The following is a 24,431-nucleotide window of genomic DNA, read 5'->3' on the forward strand; positions in this document are numbered from 1 at the left end:
GCCAGACCTGCCCGTGACCTGCGGTCCAATCGCCATCAATTGGTTCGGCGCGGAAATATGGGGTTGCACTTCTCTGAAGGTGCGTCTGATTTTTGTGGAATAATCCTCACCCCGAGAACTGGATCAGTAGCAGAATCGCCGCGCACGAAAGGCGCGAGTTCTGTACGGAACGTACAGCCCGCACCGAAAGAACAAGGCCAACGCGCCGGAAGTCTGCGGGCGGTCCCCACCCTCAGGGAGAATTGCCCGCTAGCTTCCGGGGAAGGATGGGATGCACGTTGAGCGTCTCGTTTAGGGCTCCCATTGCGTACGCGCGATCATTTTGCGCGTTGAAGCCGTCGCGTCAGCAGTTTTCCTGCGCGATCGCAATTAATTCGCTCAGGAGGGCCGGCACGTTGAGGTGTTGATCGTAATTTCTTGAGCCGCAGAGCGACAGCGCGTTCGCTTCGCTCGAGCAGGTTTGAAATTCTTTTCGGCGGCTCCTTGTTTGAAGCGAGATCGAGAAGGCGTCCGTCGTCTTCTTTGCACCATCGTCGAGACCGGCTCCGAAGCATGCTGCACTCGCTCGGCTTTTCAGCCGAGTGATCTAAGCCCGAGCCGGCCTAAGCAGTTCCAGTCGTGGCATCAGGTATGATGTCGCACATGCGTGGCAGGCGCGAACACGTGGCGATAACGTCCGATTATCGAATGCTTGGATTGCTCTCGGCATGAAGCAGATCGCCTGTCCTTGTCGTTGCCGAAGGGCCAGGAACAGATGTTCGCGTTTTCACATTAGAGGGGACAACAAATCTCGACGCAAAAGATGACGCAAGCACCCTGCCGTTCACTCAACCTCAAAGCGCCACGATCTGCACGGCGTAACCGCCGGCATCGAGTATTCCCTTCAACGCAGCGGCGCGGCTCTTAGGGGCAGCTATCGCCAACAGCCGCTCGGCGCGGGATGCGGCGACGTAGACTTTCCGGGCTTCTTCGACCGGCTTGGTGGCACCTTCTACGCCGGTCAGGACGTTCAGGATGTCCCCCGATGTTTTCACGGTGAGCACGACACACACCGCCGGAAACTCCAGTCCTTTGACTGCATGGATCGCCTTGGCCGGGAGAGCCGTCGGCGACGCTTCCGCGAGCACGGCTGCCAGCTTGTTATTGGATCGCAACCGCTGGCCAATGCTGGCAGTGCCGACAAGATTTGAATCCAGCAGAGCTCGAGCACGCTTGAGCCAGTCCTCGGCACTTTCCCCTGTAAGAAGCTTCAGCGCCTGACCAACAGCAATGATCTCGGGACGCCAACGCCCATCATCCAGGCCGCTATTCGTCATGTGAGTGGAGTAGGCGCCGGCGTTGGAGATTTTACCCCGCACTTGGAGTATCACTCGATGCAGGCGGGCTAGCGCTTCCCGGCGATTGCCGGCCGCGAAGGCGAAGTGGAAACCCATGACGGCCTCGGCAAGCAGAAGCGTCTTGTCGTTGCCTGGGTCAGGCATGGCCCGCCCGACGGCGTTTCCCGCGCTTGCCCAAGTTGCTGCGAGCACCGGTGCCTGCTCCGGCGGAATGCCAAGAGCCGCCGCCAGCCTTTGAAACTGAGCACCGATCGCGGCTGGGACGCCTGCGCCTCCGTAGGCCAGAATGTAGACTGGGGTAGTTTCGTTCTTATACCGCCCCACCGGTTCGTCGACTGCGCCGCGCGACGTGGGCGGGCGCAACTGGGAGATGGCGGCGCAGATCGCTGGAGACGAGCGGAAATTGCCACTCATCGGCAACTGATCTATGTCGGCGAACGTATCCGCAAACCTCAGAAGCTCATCTGTGAGGCCTCCCCGGAAAGCGTAGATCGCTTGGTTGGGATCGCAGACGACCTTGACCTTGATACCCGATGTGCGGAGCCATTCGACAATCTTCAGGTCCGTGGGATTGCAGTCCTGAGCCTCGTCGATGACGATTTCCTGGAATCGGCCAGAGAGAGCCGCGCCAAGCGGAGCCGAGAAGGCCGGGTCAGCAAGTCGCTTACCGACGCACTCGCGGACATCCTCGAAATCTAGGAATCCGTTGGATAATGCGTGCGCGATCATATTCCTCGCTCTTGTTTCCCACGCGCCAGGACCATTCTTGGCTGCAAATCCCGTCTCCACCTTCTTGTCGGCGAGCAACGTGCCCGTCGCCCTGTCGAAATGCTTCAGCTTGAGCGCCTGCGCCGCCTCGAAAGGTTTGACTTCCCAATCGGGTTTGTCGGGCACAAGCCTCGGGGCCTGGCTGCATCCCTCCACACCGAATGGGGCGATGAAAAACTGCCAGAGGAACCGATCGAACGTGCCGACAAAGCTTGGAAATAGCGACGACGGTAGGATGCCGAAATTGCGCAATCGCGCCTCCAACTCATCGATCGCGGCGTTCGTGAATGACAGGAATGCAACGCCGCGCCGGTCGGACGGGCTCGATAGAAGATGTCGAGCTCGCTCGACCATAGTTCGGGTCTTCCCGGCGCCAGGACAGGCCCTCACAAATGCATGGCCCTCGTGTCCGATGATTGCCATCTGCTCGCTGGTCGGCAGGTAGGCGTCGGCGATCACGCTACGACCTCGCGGATAGTCTTTTCGATGTAGGCCGGCACAACGAAGGCGTGCCTCTTCTTTTCGATCAGGTCCGCCAACGTCTGGGCAAAATCGCCTTTGCGGGCATTCTTGAAGATTGCCCCTATAGCCCTTGCCCGCTCATCGCCCACCAGCGCCGCGGCCTTGTCCCACTTCTTGCCGGATCGGGGGTGCAAGCTGACGTAGGCGGCGCGGAGGATCGCGCCATTGCCGGCTTCCATTAGTTCGCTTTCAAGAGAGTAGCGCGAGGTAATCGCGGCCAAGATCGAGGATGCGCCATTAGCCTTTGCTAACGCATCCAGCGCGCGCTTCCGTCGCTCGCCGGGGATGATCACTTCCTCGTTCGTCATCGAGGCCGCATTGCTCGCCGACTGGTTTTCGTCTGCACCGGCACGGTGATCTTCGTCCTCGTCGTCCTGGCTAACCCCATGGTCACCGTCGGTCATGACGACGACCCGCTCAGCGATGCGCGCCTCGTTAATTTCCCGGGTCAGGAGATCGGCGTATGGAGTGAAGTCGACACCATCAATCGGAACGAATACGGTCGACCGGAAGAGGCGAAGCTTCTCCGGCTCCTGCTTGAGGGTGAAGTGTTCCGCGATCACTGGGAGCAGCAAGGCTTCGGCGATGCCCTCTACGAGGAGGACACGGCCGCCGAACAGCAAAGCGGCCTTTGTCACGTCGAGATAACGGTCGATTTTGCGTCGTTCGAAATCGTTCAGGTCGATTTGGGCGAGCGAGATACAGCGGGTTGATCTACGAAGCGCGGCTGCGGCGGCAGTCGTCACTAGCGCTTCGACAGGGTCGGCCGGATCGCCAGTGCCCTCGGCGATCGCGGTCTCGATGACTGCTGCATCTGCGGCGGCCGGCGACCCTGCCTCGCCGGGACTGTCGGATTTCGCAGGCGGCGCAGGGAAGAGCGATTTGAAGACCACCAACTGCTTGCTGCTGACCCAGGCGGACAAGTTAGGCGAATGGCTGGCGACGATAACCTGCACCTGGCCTGCCGGACCATTCTCGGACTTGTCGACCCCCGACTGAACAGCCTGGTCTTTCAGGAACGCCAGGACCGCCGCTTGAAGCTGCGGGTGCAGGTGCGCTTCAGGCTCCTCCACCAGAAAGAGGGTCAGGTCTGAATTGCGCACTTTCTCGAGCTCGACGGCGATAGTGGCCATAAACAGAAGATTGGCGTAGCCATGGCCCGAGTACTGCAGGTCCTCCGGGTGAACGCCGTGGTCAGCAAGCTTGAATCTTAGATCGCGCGCGATATCGACCAGAGTTTCTTGCGAAGCAAAGCCTAGGGCGGCCGCCTGGGGCCGCACGCCGGCGGTCAGGGCTGTGAGGCCTTTGCCTACGGCCTGATCCACCTTGGAAAGAACCGCATGATCGGCCTGCCGAGCTAGGTCGCGCGCAAGGTCCGACGCTGAAACATCCCCAAGAAAGTGATTGAGGAGAGCGGTGATCCGGGTGGGGTTTCCGGAGGCCAGCGCGCGTTTGGCGTCGCGGAGAGGCGGCAAATAAACATGCCGAATCATGTCGTGGCAGCCCTGCTCGGGTTGGTTGCCCGGTTTGCCTGCCCAAAGGCCCGGCCGATCGCCGGGGCCGCCGTTGTAGCGTAGGCCGAATCTGGCTTCGGACAGCGACGCGTCCGTGCTCGCCGAAATCAGCCGCCCCTGCTGGCCTACACTGAGATCGGTGAAAACACCCTCGAGCTCAAAGCCCGCAGTCTGGCTTTGAAAGCGTACATCGGTGGGCTCGCAGTAGATTTCACGCCGTCCTCCCAGCGGCTGGGTCAGAAGTCGGATACCGTCAATGGTGTTGCTCTTGCCGCCATTGTTTTCGCCGACAAATACTGTGAGGTCCTTCTGAAGCTCGACCTCGCCCGTATCAAACGAGCGAAAATTCCGCAGCGCGATCGTTCTCAAATACATGGAATCTCATAGCCCCAAGGCATTATCTGCCGCGGACCGCGGTTTTGCAACTTGGAAGCGAGGCGGCCGCTAACGGCGCTTTTCTGATTTCGCCGGAATGTCGGCTGAGACATGATCTGCCCAGCCCTGAAGACCCACGTCGCCGGGGCCGCAACAGGTCATTATGCGACTGTGCGAACTTTGCCGTGCCTGGGAGCAAAGCGGACTAGCCTGCGGTAATGCCTAATTATCGAAACCAGGGCGACGCCGATGACCGTCCCGCAATCACTCCAGAACCTCATACTCGAACGCCACTCCCTCGGAGGCATTTTCATCGAATTATCTTTCTGCGGCATCAACCGTGGCAAACACCTTGATGTGGTCTGTTTCTCCGACTTTCTTTGCTGGTGTTGACGTAGACAAAGACTGTCATCGGACCACCCTATAAGCCTTGGCTTTCTTGCGCCGTGGCCCAGAATCTGGAGGCGACTTGCCGCGGTTCAAGGCGCGCATGATGCCGATCCGGGCAAACATCTGGGGCCACCTTGCTCGGCCACCAGGATCAGCGCTTCCATGGCGGCTTGCCACACCGGTGCATCGTGCACGGCTTTGGACATCGCGGCGGTGTATTCGCCGGCATCGCGCAGCGTCACCAGCTCGCCGCGCCAGGCACTTTGACCGGATCATCAAATGGGCGGCACCAGCCCCGATCTATTGTGTGTAGCGTTAGGGGCGCTTTGTTGTCCACAGTGTCGATCGCAACACACAGCATCGGCACGACTCGTCGTAGGCTTTTGCCGCGTTTTCACGGCGCGTTTCTCCCTTAGCCTTGAGTTCGTCGCGAATGGCGGGCTTCCTTCGTAGGGCCGCCTCAGTTGGCGGTCTCGGCCTGTAGGAGCCGGACGTAGGTCCCACTCTCGTGGAGCTCAAGCCAGCCGCGCTCGACCGCCGCCTTGATGCCGGCGGCGAATTCTGGGCCGGTTGCTTTCGGTTGATACCGGAACGGCGCGTTGATTTTCTCGATGCGGCCATCCTGGACGGCTTCGATGCCGGCGGCAATCTCGACCAGCTTGCGCGCTGCGGCTTCCGGGTTGGCGAAGGGACGTTCGGCGGTGAGCTTCATGCGGCGGTTAGGCGGTGGGCGGTGCGGATATGGGAATCGACGGTGCGGCTGGTGACTACCTCACCGCAGAAGCACCGAGCAATCCCTTCTGGCCGTTGCGCGGGCAGTGGTAGCGCCAGAGCGTGCATCCGGTACTTCCAGACGGTCCAGTCGTGTTGGCGGCGCCAGGCTTCGAAATCGACATCCGTGCACGTGGCTTAGCTCTGTCGGAAGCAACCTAACGAGACGCTGCATATCTGTCTTCGGCGCAAGACATTGCTCAACTTCCGGAACGTCGTGGCAACATTCTTGTTCAATGCGACGAACTCTGGGGGCGTGGGAAGATGCTTGCCGGTGAGCCGGAGGTTGCCCCGTGAGATCAGGAGCGCAGATAGATACTCGCAGATCCTCGCGGCTGAGACATACAAAGTCAGCACGTTCGTAATGACGCTATCGGGAATGTCCTTGCTACGGCCTAGCGGCTTCAGGCCATGTAGAAATTCATGCCTGTTACCAATGTATTTCAGCGATCTCTGGAATCGCAGATATTCACTAGACAATGCAACCTTGGGTTTTTCTACATCCGCGTAGGCAAGATCGAGGAACACGAGCTGGATTAAAAGAAACGGGTCCGTCTTGGAGAGGATCTGGATGCAGGCCGCCGGGGTTCCACCTACAATATGATTGAGGATGATGTATCGAGCTTCGCGGAATTTCACCACACTTCTCTGCGAGGGCTCATAGACCTTTTGGCGAAAGATTTCCTCGATTTCAGGGAAGATGATTCGAAGTACAAACTTAGGAGGGCATTTCCCTATGAGGGGTGCCAGCTTTTCGAGGAACTCGGCCTCTAAGTGAAGTCCGCGCTCCGCCATATAATCTCGCAACCTCATCGCGTAGACCAGCGGCGACACCGCAATGTCCCTCGCGAGAACTTCATGCGGGATCAACTTCCTTCGGAGCGTTTGATATTGAATGCGGTTAATCGCGTGAAGAAGAGCTCCGCTCTGCTGTATTCTCGATCCAATTTCTTCAAATAAAGGACCCAGACCGTGAGCCGCTTCCGGATCGCTCGTCGTCATTTGATCACCACGCTCGCATCTCGGTCGCAATTTAACGGAAACCCCGGCGACGCATTGAAGTCATCTTCATATCGTATGGGATCGAGGGCACGGATAGCAGCTACAACGATACGACATGCTACCGGGACCGGCAGCGGCTCGCTCAGTGGTGGGCGGACCGCATGGACGACACGCGTGCCGAGCTGCCGGCAAAGGTGGCAGCGCTTAGGATAGCCTAGCCGGCTGGCTCTGTCAGGCGGTGGTCTTGGAGCAAGTAACGCGACCAGCTTCTCTGGCATGGTTCTTCCACACGCGTCCTCCGAGATCAATTCCAAAAACTCCGATTTGCGATGACACGTTGACTGTCTCTTATCCGCAGGTCGAGATCGGCAGGGCTGGGATCGTTGGCAAGAAGGGATCTGATGGAAGCTATCCACTTGCAATAGCTTTCCGCATGAACTCTCGGGAGTCGGCAATTGCAAGAGCTTTCCTCCCTCGACGAACGTCAGGAGGCTCGCGCGGTCGGACGGAGTGAAGGTTTCGTCCAGCATTTGCGCGTATTGGCCGCGCGCTTCCTCATAGCCTGCGGCAGCGAGGATGATCGAAACGGCTGCCGCGCTGAGATAAAGATAACCAATCAGGCGAACGTGCCGTTGCGTCACCCTCAGGCTACGGCGGTACAGCCACTGGCCAAAACCCATCCAGCAGGTGAACCACAGGGAAGAGCATCGGGATGTAGGGCCAGCCCGGATACCAGCCGTAGACCAGCACTGCTGCAGTAATCAGCGCGACGGGCCCTGAGGCTCTTCTTAACTGCACTCGCCCCGCTGGAACAGTGGCCGCGTCCGTCATATGACGTCCCCGCTCGAACCTGCCGCGATTTGCAGAGCGCCCCGCAGGCCGCCGCTAAAGATAACGTCCAGTTGTATCGGATCGCAAGCGTCCTCGATGTATTGAGCGCCCTGAGGCGCACAAAAGGGGAGCCGCAAGGATACAGCTCTCCAATGCGATCAAGCCTCGGTCCGCTCCGCGCTCGCGGCAGGCTTGAGCAGGGGTGGCAAAAGCAACTGCTCGGCCCGTTCGGCTATCGCCAGCTTCTTGAGGCCAGCGATCTGGCGCGCGGCATCGTCGCCGGCCCCCTCCCTCACCGCATCGACGACCAGCTCCTTGCTGACGCGCCCCGGCTACCCGTGAGATGGATCGCAGAGACCTCGAGGTGGCCGTTCCAACCTGGTTGAGCGAGTTGACGGCAACCGTCCGAAGCGCGGCCCCCAAACCGCGCCGGAATGCGGAGCTCACATCTGATATCCGGCGCCTGGTGGATAAGCCGCCGAGCTATGGATACCGGCGGATCGCCGCGCTCCTCAAGCGCGAGCGGCGATCCGCCGGCCATGATCCCGTCAACGCCAAGCGCGTCTACCGGCTGATGACGAAAGGCGGCTTGTTGCTGGCCCGGCATACGGGGAGCCGCATTCCGAGGGCCCATGATGGAACGATCATGACAAGCCGCTCCAAAGAGCGTTGGTGTTCGGACGCGCTCGAGTTCACCTGCTGGAATGGCGAAATCGTGCGGGTTGCCTTTGCACTGGACAGCCATGACCGCGAGGTCATCAGCTGCGTGGCCACAACGGCGGGGATCTCCGGCCAGATGAACGGGACATGATGGTACACTGTGTCGAGCAGCGGTTCGGCGACATGTGCGCTCCGCGCAAAGTGCAATGGCTGACCAACAATGGCTCGATCTTCGCTGCCTATCGCGCCCTTGAGATTGCCGCGGCCCTCAACCTCGAGCCTTGCTTCACGACGGTCGAAAGCCCCGAGAGCAACGGCATGGCAGAGGCGTTCGTGAAGACCTTCAAGCGCGACTATATTCGTGTGAACCCGATCGCTGATGCTCGCACCGCGCTGCGGCGGATCGACAATTGGATGGAGAATTATGACTCAGAACACCCGCATTCCCGTGGGCTACCGCTCGCCCGCGGGGGTAAGTTCGTCAACAATTCTGCGCAGCTCATGCAAATAGTCCTCGAAAGCATTATTAATCATCAGAGCGGGAGGTGGACGATTGTGATGCCGATCCACATTGAATTCGAGAGTATCTCCGATCGCGGCAATCAAACCCGCGAGAAATGAGCGATCTCACCCGGGCTTTCTAAAGCGACTCGATCGTTGGTGGATGTAACACCATCCTTTTCTTGCTTGCCGATAAAGTATTCTTCAACAGCCCTATTCACCAACTCGGAGGTCGACATACGCCCGGCTTCCGAATAGCGCTCAACCGCGAGAAGCATATCAGGCTCGACTGCAAAACTCCTGCGGCCCTTGAACCGGGTTCTGATGTCTCTGACGGACATGCGATGGCACGGAAACGATGCGATCAACATTCTGTCGCCCGTCCGGATTGCGCTTCGGTGCGACACCTCTGAGTGACCATCGATATTGGTGATGCGCGCAATGCCACGCATCTTGCTCGGCCGCATCGGCACGTTTGAATCTTCGACTTTGCCACCTACAATTCTCGCTAGAAGATGACAGCCGAAGATCGCAGTGAATTCGTCGCCAGGCGACGGTAATTGACGGTGCCTTGCTGATGTTTCCAAGGGATCATCGGCACGTCTCTTGTCCGTCAAACCTGGCAAGCCCAAGAATTTGCACGGACTGACCTTTTCCGTTGAGGAAGTTACGAACTCTTCTTCGATCATCCGATACCCGACAAACTTCCAGCTCATCTCCCAGAGAATTCGGTGTACCCCTTCGATCGCAAGCGGCACGCCTCGCAATCACCGCACCCGAAGCCCCATTCGTGCTCGACGTCTCGGCACCCAGCATAGCAAGTGTGGGTCTCCTCTCGGATCAAATTGACTAGGGCTTCTCCACCGAGTTCCGCGGCGAGCCCCCAGACGCCGGCCTTTGTCTTTTGCATAAGCGGTGCATGCACGATCATCTCCCGGCCTGTGTTCGTGCTGACGGCTACCTGCATCGCGACCACTGCATTCTCCGTGCAATCGGGATATCCTGAGTACTCCGTCTGGCTGACTCCACACACCATTTCGGATATGCCGGTCCTGAACGCGATTACAGCAGCCATCGTTACGAAAAGCAGGTTGCGCCCTGGAATGTATCGCTTCCCAGTCTCAAAATTATCAGCCGCGACGGGACCTGAATCAAACCTCTCACGGCCTAGCTCACGGAGAAGGTCTAGTCGAACAACATGATCGAAGGCCAAATTCGGCCGCCAGTCCGGAAACTCTGAATGAATACGCCGCAGCACGCCCTTCCGGGCCTCAAGCTCTACCGCATGACGCTGGCCGTAGTCGAACCCGACCGTTCCGACGCGATCAAATCTCGACAGAGCCCAGGCGAGACAGGTAGTCGAATCCTGACCACCGGAAAATAAGACTAGAGCTGAGCGCTTTAAGACGGTTTCCATGCGGCCCCCGAAAGCCATTCGGCAAGATCATCCAGCCGACGAAACACACGTCGCACCGCGCATTCGATCATCGGATTGTCGCCAATTGGTAGGAGAGACCGAATATCGGTCTTTAGTCCCACGCAGACCTTACCCAATGCATACGCATATCCGAGCTCGAAACAGGCCCCCTCGTCTATCGAGCGCCCATCCATCACGATGACAAGAACGTCGCAACGAGAAATCGCGGCAATGTCGCCTTGAAAAATTCGACGCTTCGCCTCTTCTATGGGTACACCCGCACTAACGAGGTCGACAAGGAGCAGACCATCGTCCTGAGGAACGAAGACGTCTGCGCTCCCCGATAAGCGCCCTGCAATTTCCCGATTGCTCGCGCGCTCGATGTCAGAAAAGAGCGGCGCCGCAAGGTAAACGGAGGGCCGATTGGAGATCATATGCTACCGCGCGCAACGATGACTTGTTTCAAACGTTTGTTAAAATCGTAAGGAACATATTTTCCAAGCAAGATCCATCTAGCAATTTTTTGTGCCACCGATGCGCAATCGTCGTGCGTAGTGTCAAACACAGAGTCCTTGGCGGGTCGATATATTTTCTTTAGATGTGCTGACTGTTTCACTAGGCTCGTTGCATCGTAGGCAATCCGACCAAGGCGCCCTTTCGGCTTCCCACGCCTTGCGATGCGCTCACTAAGTTCGCTCTTCTCAGCTTCTAGAAAAAGGATGTGACCGTCCGCGAACCCGCCACTGCTTGGGCCCGTAATACGCTGCCTAAGCTCTTCGGCCTTGCGTAGCACTTCCTTGGGATTGTTCTGTGAGAACGCGAACAGATCAAAGTATGCCCGGTCCATGACATGAATGCCCGGGCCGGCCCCCGACATTCGATTGTTTTTTGCTGCGAGCTGGGGAAAGAGAAAATCGTCGACCTCTTGCTGCTGCTTCTTTGTAAGCAAGCTTTCCTTGCGGTACATCACGGCCGGCGGCCGCCCCGACCACTCCTCGTGAGTACTAAAGCAGCGCAGCGCGGCCAAAGTCGACGACTTGCCTCCAGCAACCGGTCCAACCAAGTAGTACCGGCGGGAGATTTTCCCTTCCGAAAGACCCGCAATCTCGTCAGCGAATTGGTCCGCATCAGCGATGTTCAGAATCTTGATCATGCATTTAAGCTCGGCAGAGCTGAGAAAGATCGAAATTAGATTATAGACGTTCAGGTTGACGGCGGAGATATCGTCGCGCTGCCTCTGGGTTCGTAGCTTGGTCGGATCTTCCCAATAAACGATATAGTGATGGCTTGCGGCGTTTCGTTTGGCGCCACCACGAAGCATGTTCTTTAGTGAACCATCGGACAGCGATGACCCCAGGATCAAAAATGTATTAGTTGCGAACTTTGCATTGATGAACTCGGACGCGATCGTATTTGTGGAAAGCATAACATCCGCGAAAGCATCCTCCGTGAGCGTAACCGTTTCACTTCGTCGTCGGATTTCCTCGCGTGGAATATATCCATTAATGTGGTAGACGGCGGGTACGGAGCGTCGGGTCTCAGAGCGAGGCTCCATCAGGATTTCCGGACTCGGCTTCTTGTTGTCGCGGGCGTAGAGATAGGTTGCTTCGTCCACCACGTCATCGAAATTGAAATTCACCGTAAACGACGTCTTGTAAACAAGCTCACCAAGATCAGAAAGATAGGTATGGCGTCGCAGCAGATCATCGAAACTGGCATTCTTTATGTCTGCGTAGAGGCATTTGTGAATCTTCGCATACCAAGCCGAGGATATCTGAAACTTCAGTATCCGCTTCTCCATTGATCGTTGCCGCGACTTTTCTTTTACCGAGTGAGATTGAAAAAGCATTTCGGTAAGATAGGATTCTTGAAAACCGTCCTCGCGGTGGAGCTTAAGCTCGCGAGTATTGACACCTTCCTCGGCAGCTAAGCGATTGACGAGTTCTTTCCAGCCAGGACAACCGGCATCGATCGACACTCCCGCTCCGAGCAACAGCGAGAGCTGATGATGCTCATGTTGTCGCTGCCACATATGCGTCAACCAAACTGGAAGGCTCTCGTGTCTCTTCACCGCCCTCTTCAATGAGTCAGAAATACGGGGCATTGCCTGCTCTAAGTTTTCTGAATGAAGGCAACTTTTCGATGAGTCGCTCTAGCAATTCAACTATCTTCAAGTCGGCCCGTTCGCCAACACTACGAACGTTCCACAGACCGGACGAGGAGATCTCGGGACGGCTGGACCATCGGCCAAGCCAGGCATCCGAGGAAGTTTCCAGAAATGCCCGATCTTCGGTCATGAGGGCGATTAGGTGATGCTCCATGACCGCTCGCATGCTCGACTTGCCAGCATCATCGTCGATAGGAACGTGGAGCACCAGTAAGCGCGCCAGATAGGCCGACACCTCGCGCTCGAAGGAGTCCTCGTGCTGGGTAATCAATTTATCCGCACTTTGCCCTTTGCCCCAATTGGGAAACTCCTGGCTCCGGCCATCGCGTGCGAGCAATGACTGTCCGACATGCAGTCTAAATACTGAAGCTCGGTGGTTACCTGCTCCCTCGCGCGTCCCGAAGTGTGTTCTAAGACGATTGCGTAGCGTAGCCTTGGACCCGATCGAGACGGCATGCGTTCCAATACGCACAAGCCTTGGCAAATTATTGGAGAACGAAGTCGGCTCCGTGGGATCGAAGAAGAAGTACACCCCCTTGGGGGGCAGGCCGCCGGAAACAACCTCGGCAAGGGTACGCTTTCCTAGTGACTCCGCCAATCGTTCTAAGACGCGATAGAATTTTTCTATCGCCATCTGTCTCTGTCGAATACGATAGGCGCCATCAAGGACGCTAAGACGCATGCCGAGAGAGAGTCCTTCTAGTGGCAAATCGACACGCCGGGCGAAATGCGGCAGGTTCTGACGAAGTGGCTCTACATAGTCGCTCCCGGCAAGCAACAGCAGGCGCTTGCCGCTCGGAAAGGCTTCGTGAATCTGCTCGGCGGTGCGGCGTCCCCATTCATCGCGAAATGCACGATCGGCTCCCTTCAGCGTCACGTCGTATGGATCGATGAGCGCGTCGGGAGCGATCAGGCCATGCTTGGCCGATAGTATGCTGAATGGAAGATGGTAAGCGTCGGCCAATCGCCGGGATTTCACGAACAAGGCCGAGGTATAGAGATCGCCGGCAGGCGCCCTGTAATCTCCCTTGGTCTTGCTGCAAGAAATAAGTAGATGAGTCTTCTTAGGATCTAACCGCTCCATCCGCCGAACAAGCGTGAGACCCAAAGTCGACGGCGAACCCTCTTCTGACGAAGCGACTTGCTTCGGACTCATTCGCTCCCCCTGTCGTCGATACCGCCAATGTATAGAGTATTGCCTTTGAGTGCATCGGACGAGGTCGGAAAGTCGCCGCTTTTCGACAGAATTCCCCGAGACGTGGCGCGAAGCACAGAGGATCTTATCGAGAGCTCTTACCGATACAGCTCTCGCGTTGTGGCAAACTATTTGAAGAAGCGGCCTCACGAACGATCTATCAATCCGCGGTCTTTTATCGACGAAAGCCTATCTAGTTCGAGAGCCTTCCCTAGCGATCCAGACCATCGTTGGATTGAGCGAGCCAAGCGAGCGCGATGAGCAGCCGCTTGGGCTCGAAAACCAGACGGAGAACGTTTGTTGCATGGGGCGCACCAGGGCTCGAGAGACCCGCTGGTCAGACTCAACAAAAGGTTTAGGAAATCAATGACTTGCCCCTGGCTGATTCTGCCCAAAAACGGGCATTTGTCGCACGAGAGTGCTTCTGAACTTGTTCCCTGTTTTGACCGGACGCCGGCGTTAGCCGGAGGAACTAGGCATAGTCCTAGGCAGACGCCTATGTCCGAGACGTTTTCGAGGTTGGAAGTCATCACCAGCGTTGCCCGCCAGCGACGGTTTACGGCGGAGCAGAAGCTCTTGGTCATCAACGAGAAGCTGCAACCGGGCCTGTCGATCAGCTATGTTGCCCGTTGCCATGGGCTCTCCCCGAGCCTGGTTTCGATGGAGACGGCTGATGAGCGAAGTGACAAGCAAGCGGTGTGGGCGGATGAGGATGTGGTCGCCGCATGCTCCCCTTTTCGCCTTCTCTTGCTTATCCACAACACGCGCTCCTTCAGCTTTTCATTGGTCAGATTCACTACGAAGAATTGCCTTTCTCCGCCCTTCATTGCTGACGTGATCTGCCGTCTCAACTACCTGATTTGGCGGGCTCGCAGCCATATCCGGCTCGCACTTCGCCGATGGTTTTCGAGCATCTTGGTGAGCTGGTTGGAAAGGAACAATGCGTATGGCGGTGCGCGCGCAGATCGAGGGCGAAAGAGTTCCGGGGCTTGAACAGAAACACGCGCTACAGGCTGAGCACTCACCAGGAGAACTCGAACGGGCCAGCTTACTCAGTCTCGCCCGAGCTTTCGGATGTGCGGCCGAGCAAATCGAGAGACCTGCCGTGATCACCAAGACAGTGGTTCTCTGCGCTATCGCCGCGCTCGCACTCCTTGCCGTCCCATACATTTCTTAGCGTGCTCCCACGCGCTGCCCCGACCCCAAGGCGTGGGGCGCGGCGGACGCTCTGCAATTCGAAAAGCGCCTGGTTAAAACGTGCTCGAATGCTGTTGTCAGACTGCCCCAAACAGGAAGGGATCGCCGCAACATCAAGGTTTCGCTAGACACGCGGCGCTGGAATACCAGCGGGACTCCGATCAACGATCGAAGGCGAGAAGCGCTCCGCGACATTCCAGTCCAGTCCACCGATTCGTCCTATTTGTACGCCACAGCTACCCAGCAGTCATATCAGCGCTCTCGATTTCTTTTCCGCTTGACAAGTCTAAGGTCTTATTGCCTCAGACCGATTGCGATTCAAGCGGAGGCATGGGTGGCGGGAACGAAAAGAGCCAGTTCGAGGCATTAGGGAATGTCGCCTGCCACTAAGCGTCGTCGCAAGAGCCGTGGCATGCCGCCGCCCGCGACGTTCGATATCGATGCGCTACCAGGCAGCTCCAACTTGACGGCATTGGAGGCGGCCGCGGTTATCCGGCGCACACCCGGAGCGCTGGAGCAGTGGCGGCGCGATCCGAACCACCCGCTGAAATGGCGCTACGTCGACGGCCGCCCGCTGTATCGTGTCGATGCGGTTCGCGACTATTTGGCCAGATGCGAAAGGGCCACTAAACCGTCCCAGCCGAATAGTGCTCGCGGAGACGGCCGAGCAGCTCGGCCTTAATGGGGTCGAGCGGATTCGTCCGCTGGAGGCGCACGACCTTGCCGGCCCTTATCGCGCCGACCAACTCCGCGATGTAGTCATGAGCCGCTTCGAACGCCATCTTGCGGATGATCCACTGTTCGTCGTGATTGTAGACCTGATCGACACCCCTTGGCTTTTGCCCAACACACAACCGCTGGATTTCATTGTCGTAGCCGCAGCGTGACATGATGGTGCGCAGACTGCGCCTCAAGTCATGCATGGTGAATTTTGCGACACCCGACTCCTTGACCAGCCGGTTGACCATCTTGGTGAAGCCCGACATCTGGCCGCCGGTCTTTGGTGATGGGAAAACATAGTCGGACGTTGCGCGTTGAAAATGCTTCGCAGCCGCAAGCACCTCGTCAACGAGGCGCGTGCGCGGCACATCGTGGTGTAAGCCCATCTTGGTCCAAGCCGCATCGAACGTGACGCGGTCATCCATGATGTGCTTTTGCCACTCGATGATGGTCGGCTCGCTCCGGCGCGCGCCGCCGAGCAAGCACATCCTTGTCAGGAGCCCAAAAGTGCCGAGCTTGCCGGCCGCATGCCAAACCTTGATGATTTCTTCATCGCTCAGTGCGCGGCCCTTCGTCCGGCGTCCCACTCTTTGCGCACGAGTTTCCTTGGGCTCGCGATAGCCGGCGAGCACATTGTGGTCGACATAGCCCTCGCCGACGCACCATTCGAGGAACGTGTGGGTGTGTTTGCGCAGGTCCTTGGCCGCGCCGCGCTTGCCGGTCTTGGCGACGCGGTCGACTGCCGCCATGATTTGCCGCCGCGTCAAGTCGCCCACGCCGATTTCGGCCTGCGGCTTGAGCCCGCGCCGCAATGCCGACATGGCTGGCTTCCAGTTGACGACCTGACGTCCGGTCAAGGACGTCTGGTAGGGACCATCTTCGACGATGAGGTCCGCCAGGATGGTGCGTTGCTTCTCGGCTGCCTGTTGCCGCCTCGCCTCGCGTCTCGCATCGTTGGGGTCCGTGCCCTTGACCACCTCGCCGGCGGCGATGGTGGCAGCCTTGCGCGCCGCCTTCTCATTGTACTTCGGCCACGAGCCGAGGGTCTTACGCTGGGTCCCCCTCATCCCCGGCTTGGTGAAGAGGTAGACCCAGGTCCGGCCGCCGGTGGCGCGCATGCGCAAGGCGAGGCCGGGCAGCTTGTCGTCGTGGAGATAATGCTGAGTCTTGCCGAGCGGCAACGTCGCGTTGCGGATCACTGCATCGGTGAGTGTTAGCTGGTTGGTCGGCTCTGGCATGACTCTTTCCCCGCCTTTTGTGCCCCGGTGTACCCCGCGAGGGGAAAATCGCGCCCTATCAGAACCGGCCCTCCAAGCTTTACAGTGTGCCCAAAAAAGGAAGGACCGAGAGAACGTAGCTCGGACCCTCCCTCATTTTTGTGCCCCAAGGGAAAAACCTGAGGGGGCACAACAGGGGCACACAAAATGCAGTATGGCCGCTTATGGCTCACTGAGGCTTAAACAGCCATAAAGCACTGTAATAAAAGGAATTATTTCGACATACCTATGGCCACGTGCGGCCCGATTGGATCTACAGGTTGTGGTTCACACGGGAGAGGTCCAAGGTTCGATCCCTTGTGCGCCCACCACTACCGTTCACGAAAACAATCGGTTAGACGAACGACAATTTGAGACCGCTTTTCTGGGAAACGACGGGGAAGCGAGAGAAGACAATTCACTAGCCATCCACGCACTCCGCGACTGCCCTGGCTGGCCAACATGTCAGCTTGATGAGGGTAGACCGCACGACGAGCAACGCTGGACTGGACCGCCGCTTATGTTTTTTTCAGATACAGCATTTCAAAGAAATCCTGCCTTTTTGAGACCCTCCAACATGTGGTCGTGGGCGGTCTGCGTACCAAATTGCGAAGCGAACCGCTCAGCGTTTAGAAACGGCGCTATGCGCATCGCCGCGTTCCGCTCTCGTTCGGCGTCCGGTCGTCTATCCAGTTGTGCGTAGGCGGCTGCCAAAATAGACCGTCCCGAGACCTGGGTGTTGAATCCGAGACTTCCAGCGAGGGCATGGTCCATCGCTTCGACGGACGCGCTGTATCGATCAAGGAAATAATAGGCCGTACCGAGAAGAAAGGTCGCTCTGGCATTGGTGCTATCGAGGCGGAGGGCGCCCTCGAGCCACGGCAAAGCCTCCGCGGCTCTGCCTGCCCACACCAGAATCTCACCTCGCCTCACAAAGCTCTCGGCGTTGCTCGGATTAATCTCGAGGGCACGATCGATCTGTCCTAGGGCGAGGTCAAAATTCCGCCTCGCCAGATGGACCTCGGCGAGCAGGCGATAGCCGCTCGTCGATGCTGAATCCAGCGACAGGGCTTTCTGCGCCAGCGTTTCGGCACGAGCGAGGTCGTCGCCGACAAATTGTGTCCACCCGGACGCCACCGCTTCGCAAAGTGTCAAGCCTAGTTCCGCGTAAGCCTCGGCGTAGCTCGGGTCGATATCGATCGCGCGCTGGAACATGTCCTGCGCGTCGTCGTTGCTATCACGGTTCGCGCGCGATAAGTGCTCGCGCCCGCGCAGGACATACTCGTAGGCTGCTAGGCTCTCGGTAGGCTTGGCGAGAGCACGGTCCCGCTCAACGCGTGTGAGCTTCACCGCAGCCGCGCCAACCACGCGCCGAGCAATGTCCTGTTGTACATCAAAGATGTCTTTGACTTCGGCATCATACACTTCGGACCAGACGTTTCGCCCCGTCGTGGCCTCAGTCAACTCGACGTTGACCCGAAGGCGATCGCCAGCGCGGCGAACACTGCCTTCAAGGAGGTAGCGAACGTCGAGCAGGCGTCCGATTTCGGCAGGCGATAGGTTTCTGTCCTTCAATTGAAAACTCGCCGATTTGGCCACGACGAGCAGGTTAGAGAAGCGACCAAGCGCGGTGATGACGTCCTCGGTAATCCCGCCGCTAAAGAAATCCTGGCCGGTGTCGGTCGAAAAGTTCTTGAAGGGCAGCACCGCCACCGAAGGCCGTCCAGCGAGACGATGCGGCGCGGCAAGGTCAGCGACTTTGACCGGCTTGGGCGCGGCCAATCCCAGCAGATCTCGACTCGTACCCGTGTGTAGCGTCCATGCGACAAGGCCTGCCGCAACGAGTCCGCATGCCCCCGCTGCCACCGCCAAGAGCCTTCGCTGTTTTCCGGCCCGACCTGGGACGGCCGAGATGCCTACCTCGTAAGCGCGAACCGGCTCGGCGATATTCTTGACGCGATGGCTGCCGAGCGGATGGTAATCGAGATCGAGCTTATTCTTGACCTGCTCGTAAACGGTATGGGAGATGCAAACGGTGCCAGGCTGGGCAAGAGCCTGGAGGCGTGCAGCGATGTTGACGCCATCACCAAAGATGTCGCCGCCATCGACGATCACGTCGCCAAGATTGACACCGATCCGTAATTCGAGACGCCGGTCAGGCGAAATGGGATCGTTGATGGTCCGTGACGCTAGCTGGATCTCAATGGCGCAGTTTAGTGCGTCGACGACACTCGGAAAATCCGCAAGGAGACTGTCCCCCGCAGTGCCGACGATCCGCCCGCCGTAGGAGGTGATCAGCGGATCGACAGCGCGGCGAAGCTCGCCGAGCACTCGATGCGTGCCCGCTTCGTCCAAGCCCATCAGGCGGCTGAACCCGGCCACATCCGCGTGCAGAATGGCGGCGAGTTTCCGGTTCCGAACGCCGAGTTCCAAAATCTTAGCCATCGGTCACCGGGAAAATTAGGCAAGCCGTTGACCTAGATGCAGACGGGGAGCATTATACTAGGTAAGGTGTTGGGTCGCCATGGAAACGTGGGCTGACCATTGGGAGGAAGACGTGCAGACGGCTTCTTTCTTTAGACTGAAGCGGAGCACGACGCTGCTTGCGCTCCTGTCCGTGACCTTCCTCGCGCACACAGCGTGGGCCGATGAACCGAGGCTCTCGATTAGCGGCTACGACCCGGTCGCGTATTTTACTGACGGAAAGCCCGTTCAAGGCAAACCCGAATTCGAGTATTCGTGGCACAAATTGCGCTGGCACTTTGTCAGCGGCGAGCACCGCGATCTCTTTACGCGAGATCCGAATCATTACGCACCGCAATACGATGGCTACTGTGCGATGGGAGTGTCGGAGACCGAGGCGGCGCAACACAAGGACATAGTTGATCCCGAAGCTTGGGCCATCGTCGATGGTAAGCTCTATTTGACGCACAACCCCTATATTATGCAGATATGGCGCGAAAACGCTAAGGAGCATGTCCTCCAGGCCGACCGAGATTGGGAGGTCGTCAAAGATTTGCCGGCACCGGAGATAGTCGGGCCGCCGTGCGCCGCTTCTCCGCCCACGGCCAAGGTCGCGTTACGCGGCGGTGGCCATTGGGTCATCGTCGGGGGGCAGGTCGCGCGCGACGAGGCCGGCAACGTTGTAGGCAAAGGCGATCTGCAGGCGCAGATCGAACAAGTTGGCAAAAACGTCGGTGCTTGCCTCAAAAGCGGCGGCGCGACGGTGAGTGACATTATGTTTACGTTCAGCCACGTCACGCAGCCTCTCGAATTCGACAAATATACCGATTTGCGCCAGCGTTATTTCGGCCCGCTTTCGCCGAGAAGTACGACGGTCCCTGTACCGCAATTGGCTAGCCCGGACTTGCTGGTGCAGGTCGAGGCCTTCGCCAAGATTCGATAAAGCGGGACGCGAGTATATGTCTTCGTCCCAGGGCAGCTAGCGCACTGGCCGCGCAAGCCGGCGACATCGTCGTCTCGCGTACCGTAAAGGATTTGGTGGGCTGGCTCGGGCCTTGGATTCGCAGATTTTGGCATACACGCGCTCAAGGGAGTTCCGGATAGTTGGCAACTCTACCGAGTAACGGCGTGACCCGCCCCCGCACCAATCGGCGTGTCCTCTCGTAGGCGGGCCATCGAGGGTACTCCGGGGAAACGAGGGGAAACGAACCCTCTCCCGGATAGCCCAAAACGCGCAGCATTCTCTCTAGTTAACTACAGGTTACGGCCTCCGAAACTCTTCACACGGGAGAGGTCCAAGGTTCGATCCCTTGTGCGCCCACCAGAAACGCAATAGTATCAATAGCTTAAATGATTATCTCCCCCCGACTGTACCCCAATCAATCTCCGGGTACAGCTGGGACACAGACGTCCGCTAATGCATAATTTGATCGCCCGCCGTCGGCCATCGAGCCGCGCGAACGAATGCCACCAGTGCAGTCACTATTGAGCCCGGTCACCTCGAACTCGCAGGCGCGGTCCAATCGGCGTGGGGATCCGATCGTCCAAATTCAATGAAATCAAAACCTGTGGGTTCGCGACGACGAAGGCGGGCCATTTTTCGGGCTACCGATTTCGCAGCCGTCAGAAAACTACTCCATCGGCCCTTACCCAACGGCAAGGATGGCACGTTCTCGCTCACCGACGCGCGGCGCGAGCGCGACAAGGCCAAGGTCCTGTTCAAGGAAGGCAAAGACCCGAGCACCGAGACACTGCTCGACAAGCATGGGCAGCGGCAGTCCAGCCTTTCGAGCAACCACGGTGCGGTCGCCCGACCCAAATCCGAAAGCATCGCGAAGTCGGCGCCAAGCAGCTTCGGCAGCCTTACTATCACTCGCTCTGGTTCTATTGCACTAACTCAGATTGCAAAACGACTGCGTACATGCAGAACGAATTCAAAGTTTGGAACGAGAACCCACGGGGGCGGAGACTAAGGCATTTGCAGCAGCGCCGGAAGCGGAAGGCGAACTTTGGCCGCGCTCCACGCCCGCCGTAGCGTTGAACTCCCGCGTCCTCACGGATCGCAGCGCTTACCAATCAAGCAAGCGACCATATGAAATATCTCGCTGGAAGACGGCTTGTCTGCGAGGGCATGCGCATGGCCGGGGTGCCGGAGGGGTAATGTCTCAGTCGGGCCATTCGCGACTGAGCCGGGCAGTGCTCGCTACCAATCGATGTCCGCTTCGGCCCCGATAGCGCTCGCATTTGTGCAGACGCCGCAAATGATGCGAAGGGCCAAGAGGTGCCATCAGTCCTAGGTTGCCGCGCGCCCTATGAAGACTGGTACGCTGCGCCGTCATCCCACACCGGTGCCGCCGTACTCGCAAGCACGCTTGACCTTCAGCTGGACCGCGTCCCGGTTAATCAGCATTGACGTTTGCGGCTTTGAGAACAGGCCACCATTTGTCAATTTCGGCCTTTTGAAAGGCGGCAAGGGCTGCAGGTGATTGCAATCCGCTCGGGGGCAATTCCTGACCGAGGTCGGTGAGCCGCTTAATCACCGTCGGGTCGGCCATGGCTTCCATGGCAGCGGCGTTGAGCCGGGCAATGACGGGCTGCGGCGTGTTCTTGGGCGCCCAAAGACCGTTCCAGATGGAAATGTGGAAGCCCGGCAGGTTCGCTTCCTCGGCGGTCGGAACAGCCGGCGCCGATGCAAGTCGCGTTGCGGCAGTGACCGCGTAAATTCTGATGTTCTCATTGCGCAGTTGCGGGATCGCGCCGGGAGACTGCTCGATCATCAGTTTAACGTGTCCGGCCATGAGGTCGACCAGGGCGGGTGCGGCCCCACGATATGGCACGTACCGAAGCGTCGCACCGGTCAGCTTTTCAAACAGAAGTCCGGCCAGGTGATGTCCGGAGCCGGGACCGGCATAGCCGAGGGTAGCTTCATTCGGATTGGCTTTGATCCAGGCGACGAGCTCGGTCAGGCTCTTTGCTGGGACTGACGCGTGCGACAGCACAATGAATGGGTTACTCGGCAGAAGAGCTATTGGCTCCATGTCGCGCACGTCGTATCTCAGCGAAAACAGAACGCCATTGGCGACGTGGGTCGCCATGTTTCCGATCACGATTGTGTAGCCATCGGGAGTGCTGTGGACGAGACGCGCCACCCCGATGTTTCCTGTGGCGCCGGTCACATTTTCCACGACGATCGGCTGGCCGAGCGATGCACTCATGCGTTACGCAATGGTGCGCCCAACCACGTCGGTTGGCCCACCGGCGGGAAACGGCACAATCAGGGTGATCGGTCGCGACGGGTAGTTCTGCGCCATGATCGGAGCAGCAGCAAAAAGAAAGCCGCCCCAGGCGGCAACCACCAATCTCAATAACAACATTAATCCCCCACAGCGTTTCTTGTTTTGTCAACTCAAGTAGTCAATTTTTTTCAACTCAAGCAGTCAATCCGCCATTGCGCCTTATGCACACCTTGCTCCACCTCTTGCATCCTTCACCTTAATCCGGTGCTTCGAACTGCCGCCCGATAGAACCGCTTGCGGTGACTTCGAGGCGATGCCTTCGAGGTGGACAAATGACTGCTGTGGGTCTCGGCTGTGTGAAAAGGCCAAGACGCTCGAGCGCGATAGAACAAGTTGTACGTCCAAGACCGCTCTAGCGCTCAAGCTCGCAAGCGATTTCAATTTAGATGACGAACTGAAGAATGCAATTCTAGCCGATCTTTCGCGTTTTCACACAGCCAAGGTCATTCTCGACCGAGTCAGCCGGTCTTGCCTGCCATTGGATGTCCGATGTCCGCTTCGACTTGAAAGCGACCAAGCTCGCGCGGCGGCGCAATATGTCGCGAAGGGCCACTTCCGGACTCATGCACTGCAGCAATTGTCCCTGTTCGATCACCTCGTCGGCGCGGGCAACGAGCGCCTAAAAGGTGGGGACGCCAAGGTCATTTTGTGCGGTCGTGGAGCCCGGCGGGGACACGAGGATTCTCAGCGCGAGCGGCAAGGGCCATTTGAGGAGCCGCCGCTTCATTGAACCGTCCTGCCTCGGGCTTGGTGGCCAGCACCGTGCTATACGGGTTGCCGAACACAAACACCTTCGAAGTGCGCCAAATGATCCATTCCAATTCCACGAATGTTCGCATCTTCAGCCGGTACTTCCACAACAGCAGGTGTTGGATGAAGTTCCAGGTGACGCCCCAGGCCCAGAAAGGTAGGCGTCGATAACGAATCGGGTTGAAGCCGAGTTGGCGCATCTTGTAGACGAGAAGATTGGCGCCGACAAAATTGTAGCGCCAATTTTCGAAGAAGGCGGTGACGCTCAGATAATCCTCCTTACGGCGACAATGATCCAACGACCCCGGTGTGCGGATTAACAGGCGACCTCCCGGCTTGAGCATTCGCCAGCATCGCGCAAGCCAAGCGTCCAAGTCTTTGGTGTAGCCTATCGACTCGAGCGAATAGATGGCATCAAAGCTTTCACTCGGGAGATCGAGGCTGTCGAAGTCCGTGACGATCACCTGTCCACGCCCACCAAGTTTCGCAAATTTCCGTCGGCAGATGTCCGCTTGCACAGATGAATTTGTCACGCACACAATTTCGATGTTGCGCCGACTGGCGAGGTATTCGGCCGCCGCGCCCGAACCGCAGCCCAGATCCAACAGCCGCATCCCGTCCTTCGGCTTCAGAAGAACGTATTCGGCTTCGTAAGGGCATGAAAATGCCGCTCGGGGAAACACACACGTGCTGTAGTTCGCTTGTTCGTCGCGATACGTGCCGAACACGTCGTCATATGTACGTTTCTCGTCATCGTGCTTGAGGAAGTCGTTCGGCTGCGGCGTCCACTCGACCAGTTGGCGCTGCTCGAATTGATTCAGCTGGTGGCCGATCTTGCTCGCGTCCTTCGGTCGAGTTACCAGGAGAAAAAGTATGTAATGAAGAAAATTGTATGCCACGATCAATGCAATGATGATCGCCGCTGCCAACTGAAATATCAGAATAATGTCCAAGGTCGCCCCCTGACCGCTGAAACGTTCTGAGCGCCGTGACCATCCTCACGTCGATGAGGAGCCGCGTTCAAACCGCACCGTACGTTACAATCGTACGATTTTATATTCCTCTTGGGGAGCCCGATGGAGAAACAGATAGTGCCCGCCCGAGATCAGCGCCTGTGAGACGGATAGCGGCTAAGAAGCAAGGATTTTTGGCGGCCAGCGAGCCGGGGGCGCTTGCGTCAATCTGAGAACCGCTGAGGGTCATGTGTGGACGACGCCCGCGCTGCAAGAAGAATCTGGCGTTCGGCTTGCGGTCGGGTGCAAGTCATGTGTCCGGCCTCACATGATGAGTCCTCTGTCA

At 58.1% G+C, this 24,431-nt stretch carries 19 protein-coding genes; 4 read left to right on the plus strand and 15 right to left on the minus strand.

Features of this window, described 5'->3' with window-relative positions; all coding sequences use genetic code 11:
- Positions 1–833: 833 nt before the first annotated feature.
- The 5 genes from Q3C01_RS17540 to Q3C01_RS17560 form a co-directional block, all read right to left on the minus strand.
- Entirely contained in the window at positions 834–2,564 is a 1,731-nt protein-coding gene (locus Q3C01_RS17540) for a UvrD-helicase domain-containing protein (protein ID WP_458146563.1), read from the minus strand.
- Positions 2,561–4,516 carry an ATP-dependent nuclease gene (locus Q3C01_RS17545; protein ID WP_458146564.1) on the minus strand — a complete coding sequence of 652 codons (1,956 nt, stop codon included), beginning with the start codon at positions 4,514–4,516 and terminating at the stop codon, positions 2,561–2,563. The genes Q3C01_RS17540 and Q3C01_RS17545 overlap by 4 nt, the downstream gene beginning before the upstream one ends.
- Positions 4,517–4,995: 479 nt before the next feature.
- The gene (locus Q3C01_RS17550) at positions 4,996–5,148 is read right to left on the minus strand and encodes a hypothetical protein (RefSeq protein WP_458146565.1); all 153 of its coding nucleotides are present in this window, start codon (positions 5,146–5,148) and stop codon (positions 4,996–4,998) included.
- Positions 5,149–5,366: 218 nt separating this feature from the next.
- Positions 5,367–5,618, minus strand: a complete 252-nt coding sequence (locus Q3C01_RS17555) for a hypothetical protein (protein WP_458146566.1) — start codon at positions 5,616–5,618, stop codon at positions 5,367–5,369.
- Positions 5,619–5,815: 197 nt separating this feature from the next.
- The gene (locus tag Q3C01_RS17560) at positions 5,816–6,679 is read right to left on the minus strand and encodes a hypothetical protein (RefSeq protein ID WP_458146567.1); all 864 of its coding nucleotides are present in this window, start codon (positions 6,677–6,679) and stop codon (positions 5,816–5,818) included.
- A gap of 1,195 nt (positions 6,680–7,874) precedes the next feature.
- On the opposite strand from Q3C01_RS17560, the gene Q3C01_RS17565 reads away from it, so the two are divergent.
- Together Q3C01_RS17565 and Q3C01_RS17570 are read left to right on the plus strand one after the other, a co-directional pair.
- Positions 7,875–8,321 (plus strand): IS3 family transposase, encoded by a 447-nt coding sequence (locus Q3C01_RS17565; protein WP_458146568.1) that lies wholly within the window; start codon positions 7,875–7,877, stop codon positions 8,319–8,321.
- Positions 8,318–8,791, plus strand: a complete 474-nt coding sequence (locus Q3C01_RS17570) for an integrase core domain-containing protein (RefSeq protein ID WP_458146569.1) — start codon at positions 8,318–8,320, stop codon at positions 8,789–8,791. The genes Q3C01_RS17565 and Q3C01_RS17570 overlap by 4 nt, the downstream gene beginning before the upstream one ends.
- On the opposite strand, the gene Q3C01_RS17575 is transcribed toward Q3C01_RS17570, so the two are convergent.
- The 5 genes from Q3C01_RS17575 to Q3C01_RS17595 all read right to left on the minus strand — a co-directional run bounded on the left by Q3C01_RS17575 (position 8,773) and on the right by Q3C01_RS17595 (position 13,411).
- A complete protein-coding gene (locus Q3C01_RS17575) occupies positions 8,773–9,429 on the minus strand; it encodes a hypothetical protein (RefSeq protein ID WP_458146588.1) in 657 nt (218 codons plus the stop codon). The two genes, Q3C01_RS17570 and Q3C01_RS17575, sit on opposite strands and share 19 nt — an antisense overlap.
- Positions 9,384–10,106, minus strand: coding sequence for a 7-cyano-7-deazaguanine synthase QueC (gene queC / locus Q3C01_RS17580; protein WP_458146570.1), 723 nt, complete (start codon positions 10,104–10,106; stop codon positions 9,384–9,386). The genes Q3C01_RS17575 and queC overlap by 46 nt, the downstream gene beginning before the upstream one ends.
- On the minus strand, positions 10,073–10,522 hold the full coding sequence (locus Q3C01_RS17585) for a nucleoside 2-deoxyribosyltransferase (protein WP_458146571.1): 450 nt from the start codon (positions 10,520–10,522) through the stop codon (positions 10,073–10,075). Before Q3C01_RS17585 ends, queC begins: the two co-directional genes overlap by 34 nt.
- Complete coding sequence (locus Q3C01_RS17590; protein ID WP_458146572.1) at positions 10,519–12,066, minus strand: SIR2 family protein; 1,548 nt, start codon at positions 12,064–12,066, stop codon at positions 10,519–10,521. The genes Q3C01_RS17585 and Q3C01_RS17590 overlap by 4 nt, the downstream gene beginning before the upstream one ends.
- A gap of 109 nt (positions 12,067–12,175) precedes the next feature.
- Complete coding sequence (locus tag Q3C01_RS17595) at positions 12,176–13,411, minus strand: GIY-YIG domain-containing protein (protein ID WP_458146573.1); 1,236 nt, start codon at positions 13,409–13,411, stop codon at positions 12,176–12,178.
- Positions 13,412–13,948: 537 nt separating this feature from the next.
- Here Q3C01_RS17595 and Q3C01_RS17600 point away from each other — a divergent pair.
- Positions 13,949–14,443 (plus strand): transposase, encoded by a 495-nt coding sequence (locus Q3C01_RS17600; protein WP_458146574.1) that lies wholly within the window; start codon positions 13,949–13,951, stop codon positions 14,441–14,443.
- A gap of 830 nt (positions 14,444–15,273) precedes the next feature.
- Here Q3C01_RS17600 and Q3C01_RS17605 read toward each other — a convergent pair.
- Both Q3C01_RS17605 and Q3C01_RS17610 read right to left on the minus strand, forming a co-directional pair.
- Positions 15,274–16,605, minus strand: coding sequence for a tyrosine-type recombinase/integrase (locus Q3C01_RS17605; protein WP_458146575.1), 1,332 nt, complete (start codon positions 16,603–16,605; stop codon positions 15,274–15,276).
- 561 nt (positions 16,606–17,166) lie between these two features.
- Entirely contained in the window at positions 17,167–19,068 is a 1,902-nt protein-coding gene (locus Q3C01_RS17610; RefSeq protein ID WP_458146576.1) for an adenylate/guanylate cyclase domain-containing protein, read from the minus strand.
- 112 nt (positions 19,069–19,180) lie between these two features.
- Here Q3C01_RS17610 and Q3C01_RS17615 point away from each other — a divergent pair, with 112 nt between their 5' ends.
- Entirely contained in the window at positions 19,181–20,029 is an 849-nt protein-coding gene (locus tag Q3C01_RS17615) for a YHS domain-containing (seleno)protein (protein WP_458146577.1), read from the plus strand.
- Between the two features lie 1,456 nt (positions 20,030–21,485).
- Here the strand turns inward: Q3C01_RS17615 and Q3C01_RS17620 are convergent.
- The 3 genes from Q3C01_RS17620 to Q3C01_RS17630 form a co-directional block, all read right to left on the minus strand.
- Positions 21,486–22,301 (minus strand): tripartite tricarboxylate transporter substrate-binding protein, encoded by an 816-nt coding sequence (locus Q3C01_RS17620; RefSeq protein WP_458146578.1) that lies wholly within the window; start codon positions 22,299–22,301, stop codon positions 21,486–21,488.
- A 3-nt stretch (positions 22,302–22,304) separates the two neighbouring features.
- Positions 22,305–22,460, minus strand: a complete 156-nt coding sequence (locus Q3C01_RS17625; protein WP_458146579.1) for a hypothetical protein — start codon at positions 22,458–22,460, stop codon at positions 22,305–22,307.
- Between the two features lie 563 nt (positions 22,461–23,023).
- Positions 23,024–24,085 (minus strand): SAM-dependent methyltransferase, encoded by a 1,062-nt coding sequence (locus Q3C01_RS17630; RefSeq protein WP_458146580.1) that lies wholly within the window; start codon positions 24,083–24,085, stop codon positions 23,024–23,026.
- Between the last annotated feature and the right edge of the window lie 346 nt (positions 24,086–24,431).

The sequence above is a fragment of the Bradyrhizobium sp. UFLA05-109 genome (assembly GCF_054185165.1).

Bases quoted from the DNA above. Each gene is read 5' to 3' on its own strand.
- Q3C01_RS17560 (WP_458146567.1), bottom strand. From the start codon at position 6,679: ATGACGACGAGCGATCCGGAAGCGGCTCACGGTCTGGGTCCTTTATTT.
- Q3C01_RS17600 (WP_458146574.1), top strand. From the start codon at position 13,949: ATGTCCGAGACGTTTTCGAGGTTGGAAGTCATCACCAGCGTTGCCCGC.
- Q3C01_RS17625 (WP_458146579.1), bottom strand. From the start codon at position 22,460: ATGTTGTTATTGAGATTGGTGGTTGCCGCCTGGGGCGGCTTTCTTTTT.
- queC (WP_458146570.1), bottom strand. From the start codon at position 10,106: ATGGCTTTCGGGGGCCGCATGGAAACCGTCTTAAAGCGCTCAGCTCTA.
- Q3C01_RS17595 (WP_458146573.1), bottom strand. From the start codon at position 13,411: ATGAGTCCGAAGCAAGTCGCTTCGTCAGAAGAGGGTTCGCCGTCGACT.
- Q3C01_RS17605 (WP_458146575.1), bottom strand. From the start codon at position 16,605: ATGCCAGAGCCGACCAACCAGCTAACACTCACCGATGCAGTGATCCGC.
- Q3C01_RS17570 (WP_458146569.1), top strand. From the start codon at position 8,318: ATGATGGTACACTGTGTCGAGCAGCGGTTCGGCGACATGTGCGCTCCG.
- Q3C01_RS17585 (WP_458146571.1), bottom strand. From the start codon at position 10,522: ATGATCTCCAATCGGCCCTCCGTTTACCTTGCGGCGCCGCTCTTTTCT.
- Q3C01_RS17545 (WP_458146564.1), bottom strand. From the start codon at position 4,516: ATGTATTTGAGAACGATCGCGCTGCGGAATTTTCGCTCGTTTGATACG.
- Q3C01_RS17620 (WP_458146578.1), bottom strand. From the start codon at position 22,301: ATGAGTGCATCGCTCGGCCAGCCGATCGTCGTGGAAAATGTGACCGGC.
- Q3C01_RS17610 (WP_458146576.1), bottom strand. From the start codon at position 19,068: ATGGCTAAGATTTTGGAACTCGGCGTTCGGAACCGGAAACTCGCCGCC.
- Q3C01_RS17555 (WP_458146566.1), bottom strand. From the start codon at position 5,618: ATGAAGCTCACCGCCGAACGTCCCTTCGCCAACCCGGAAGCCGCAGCG.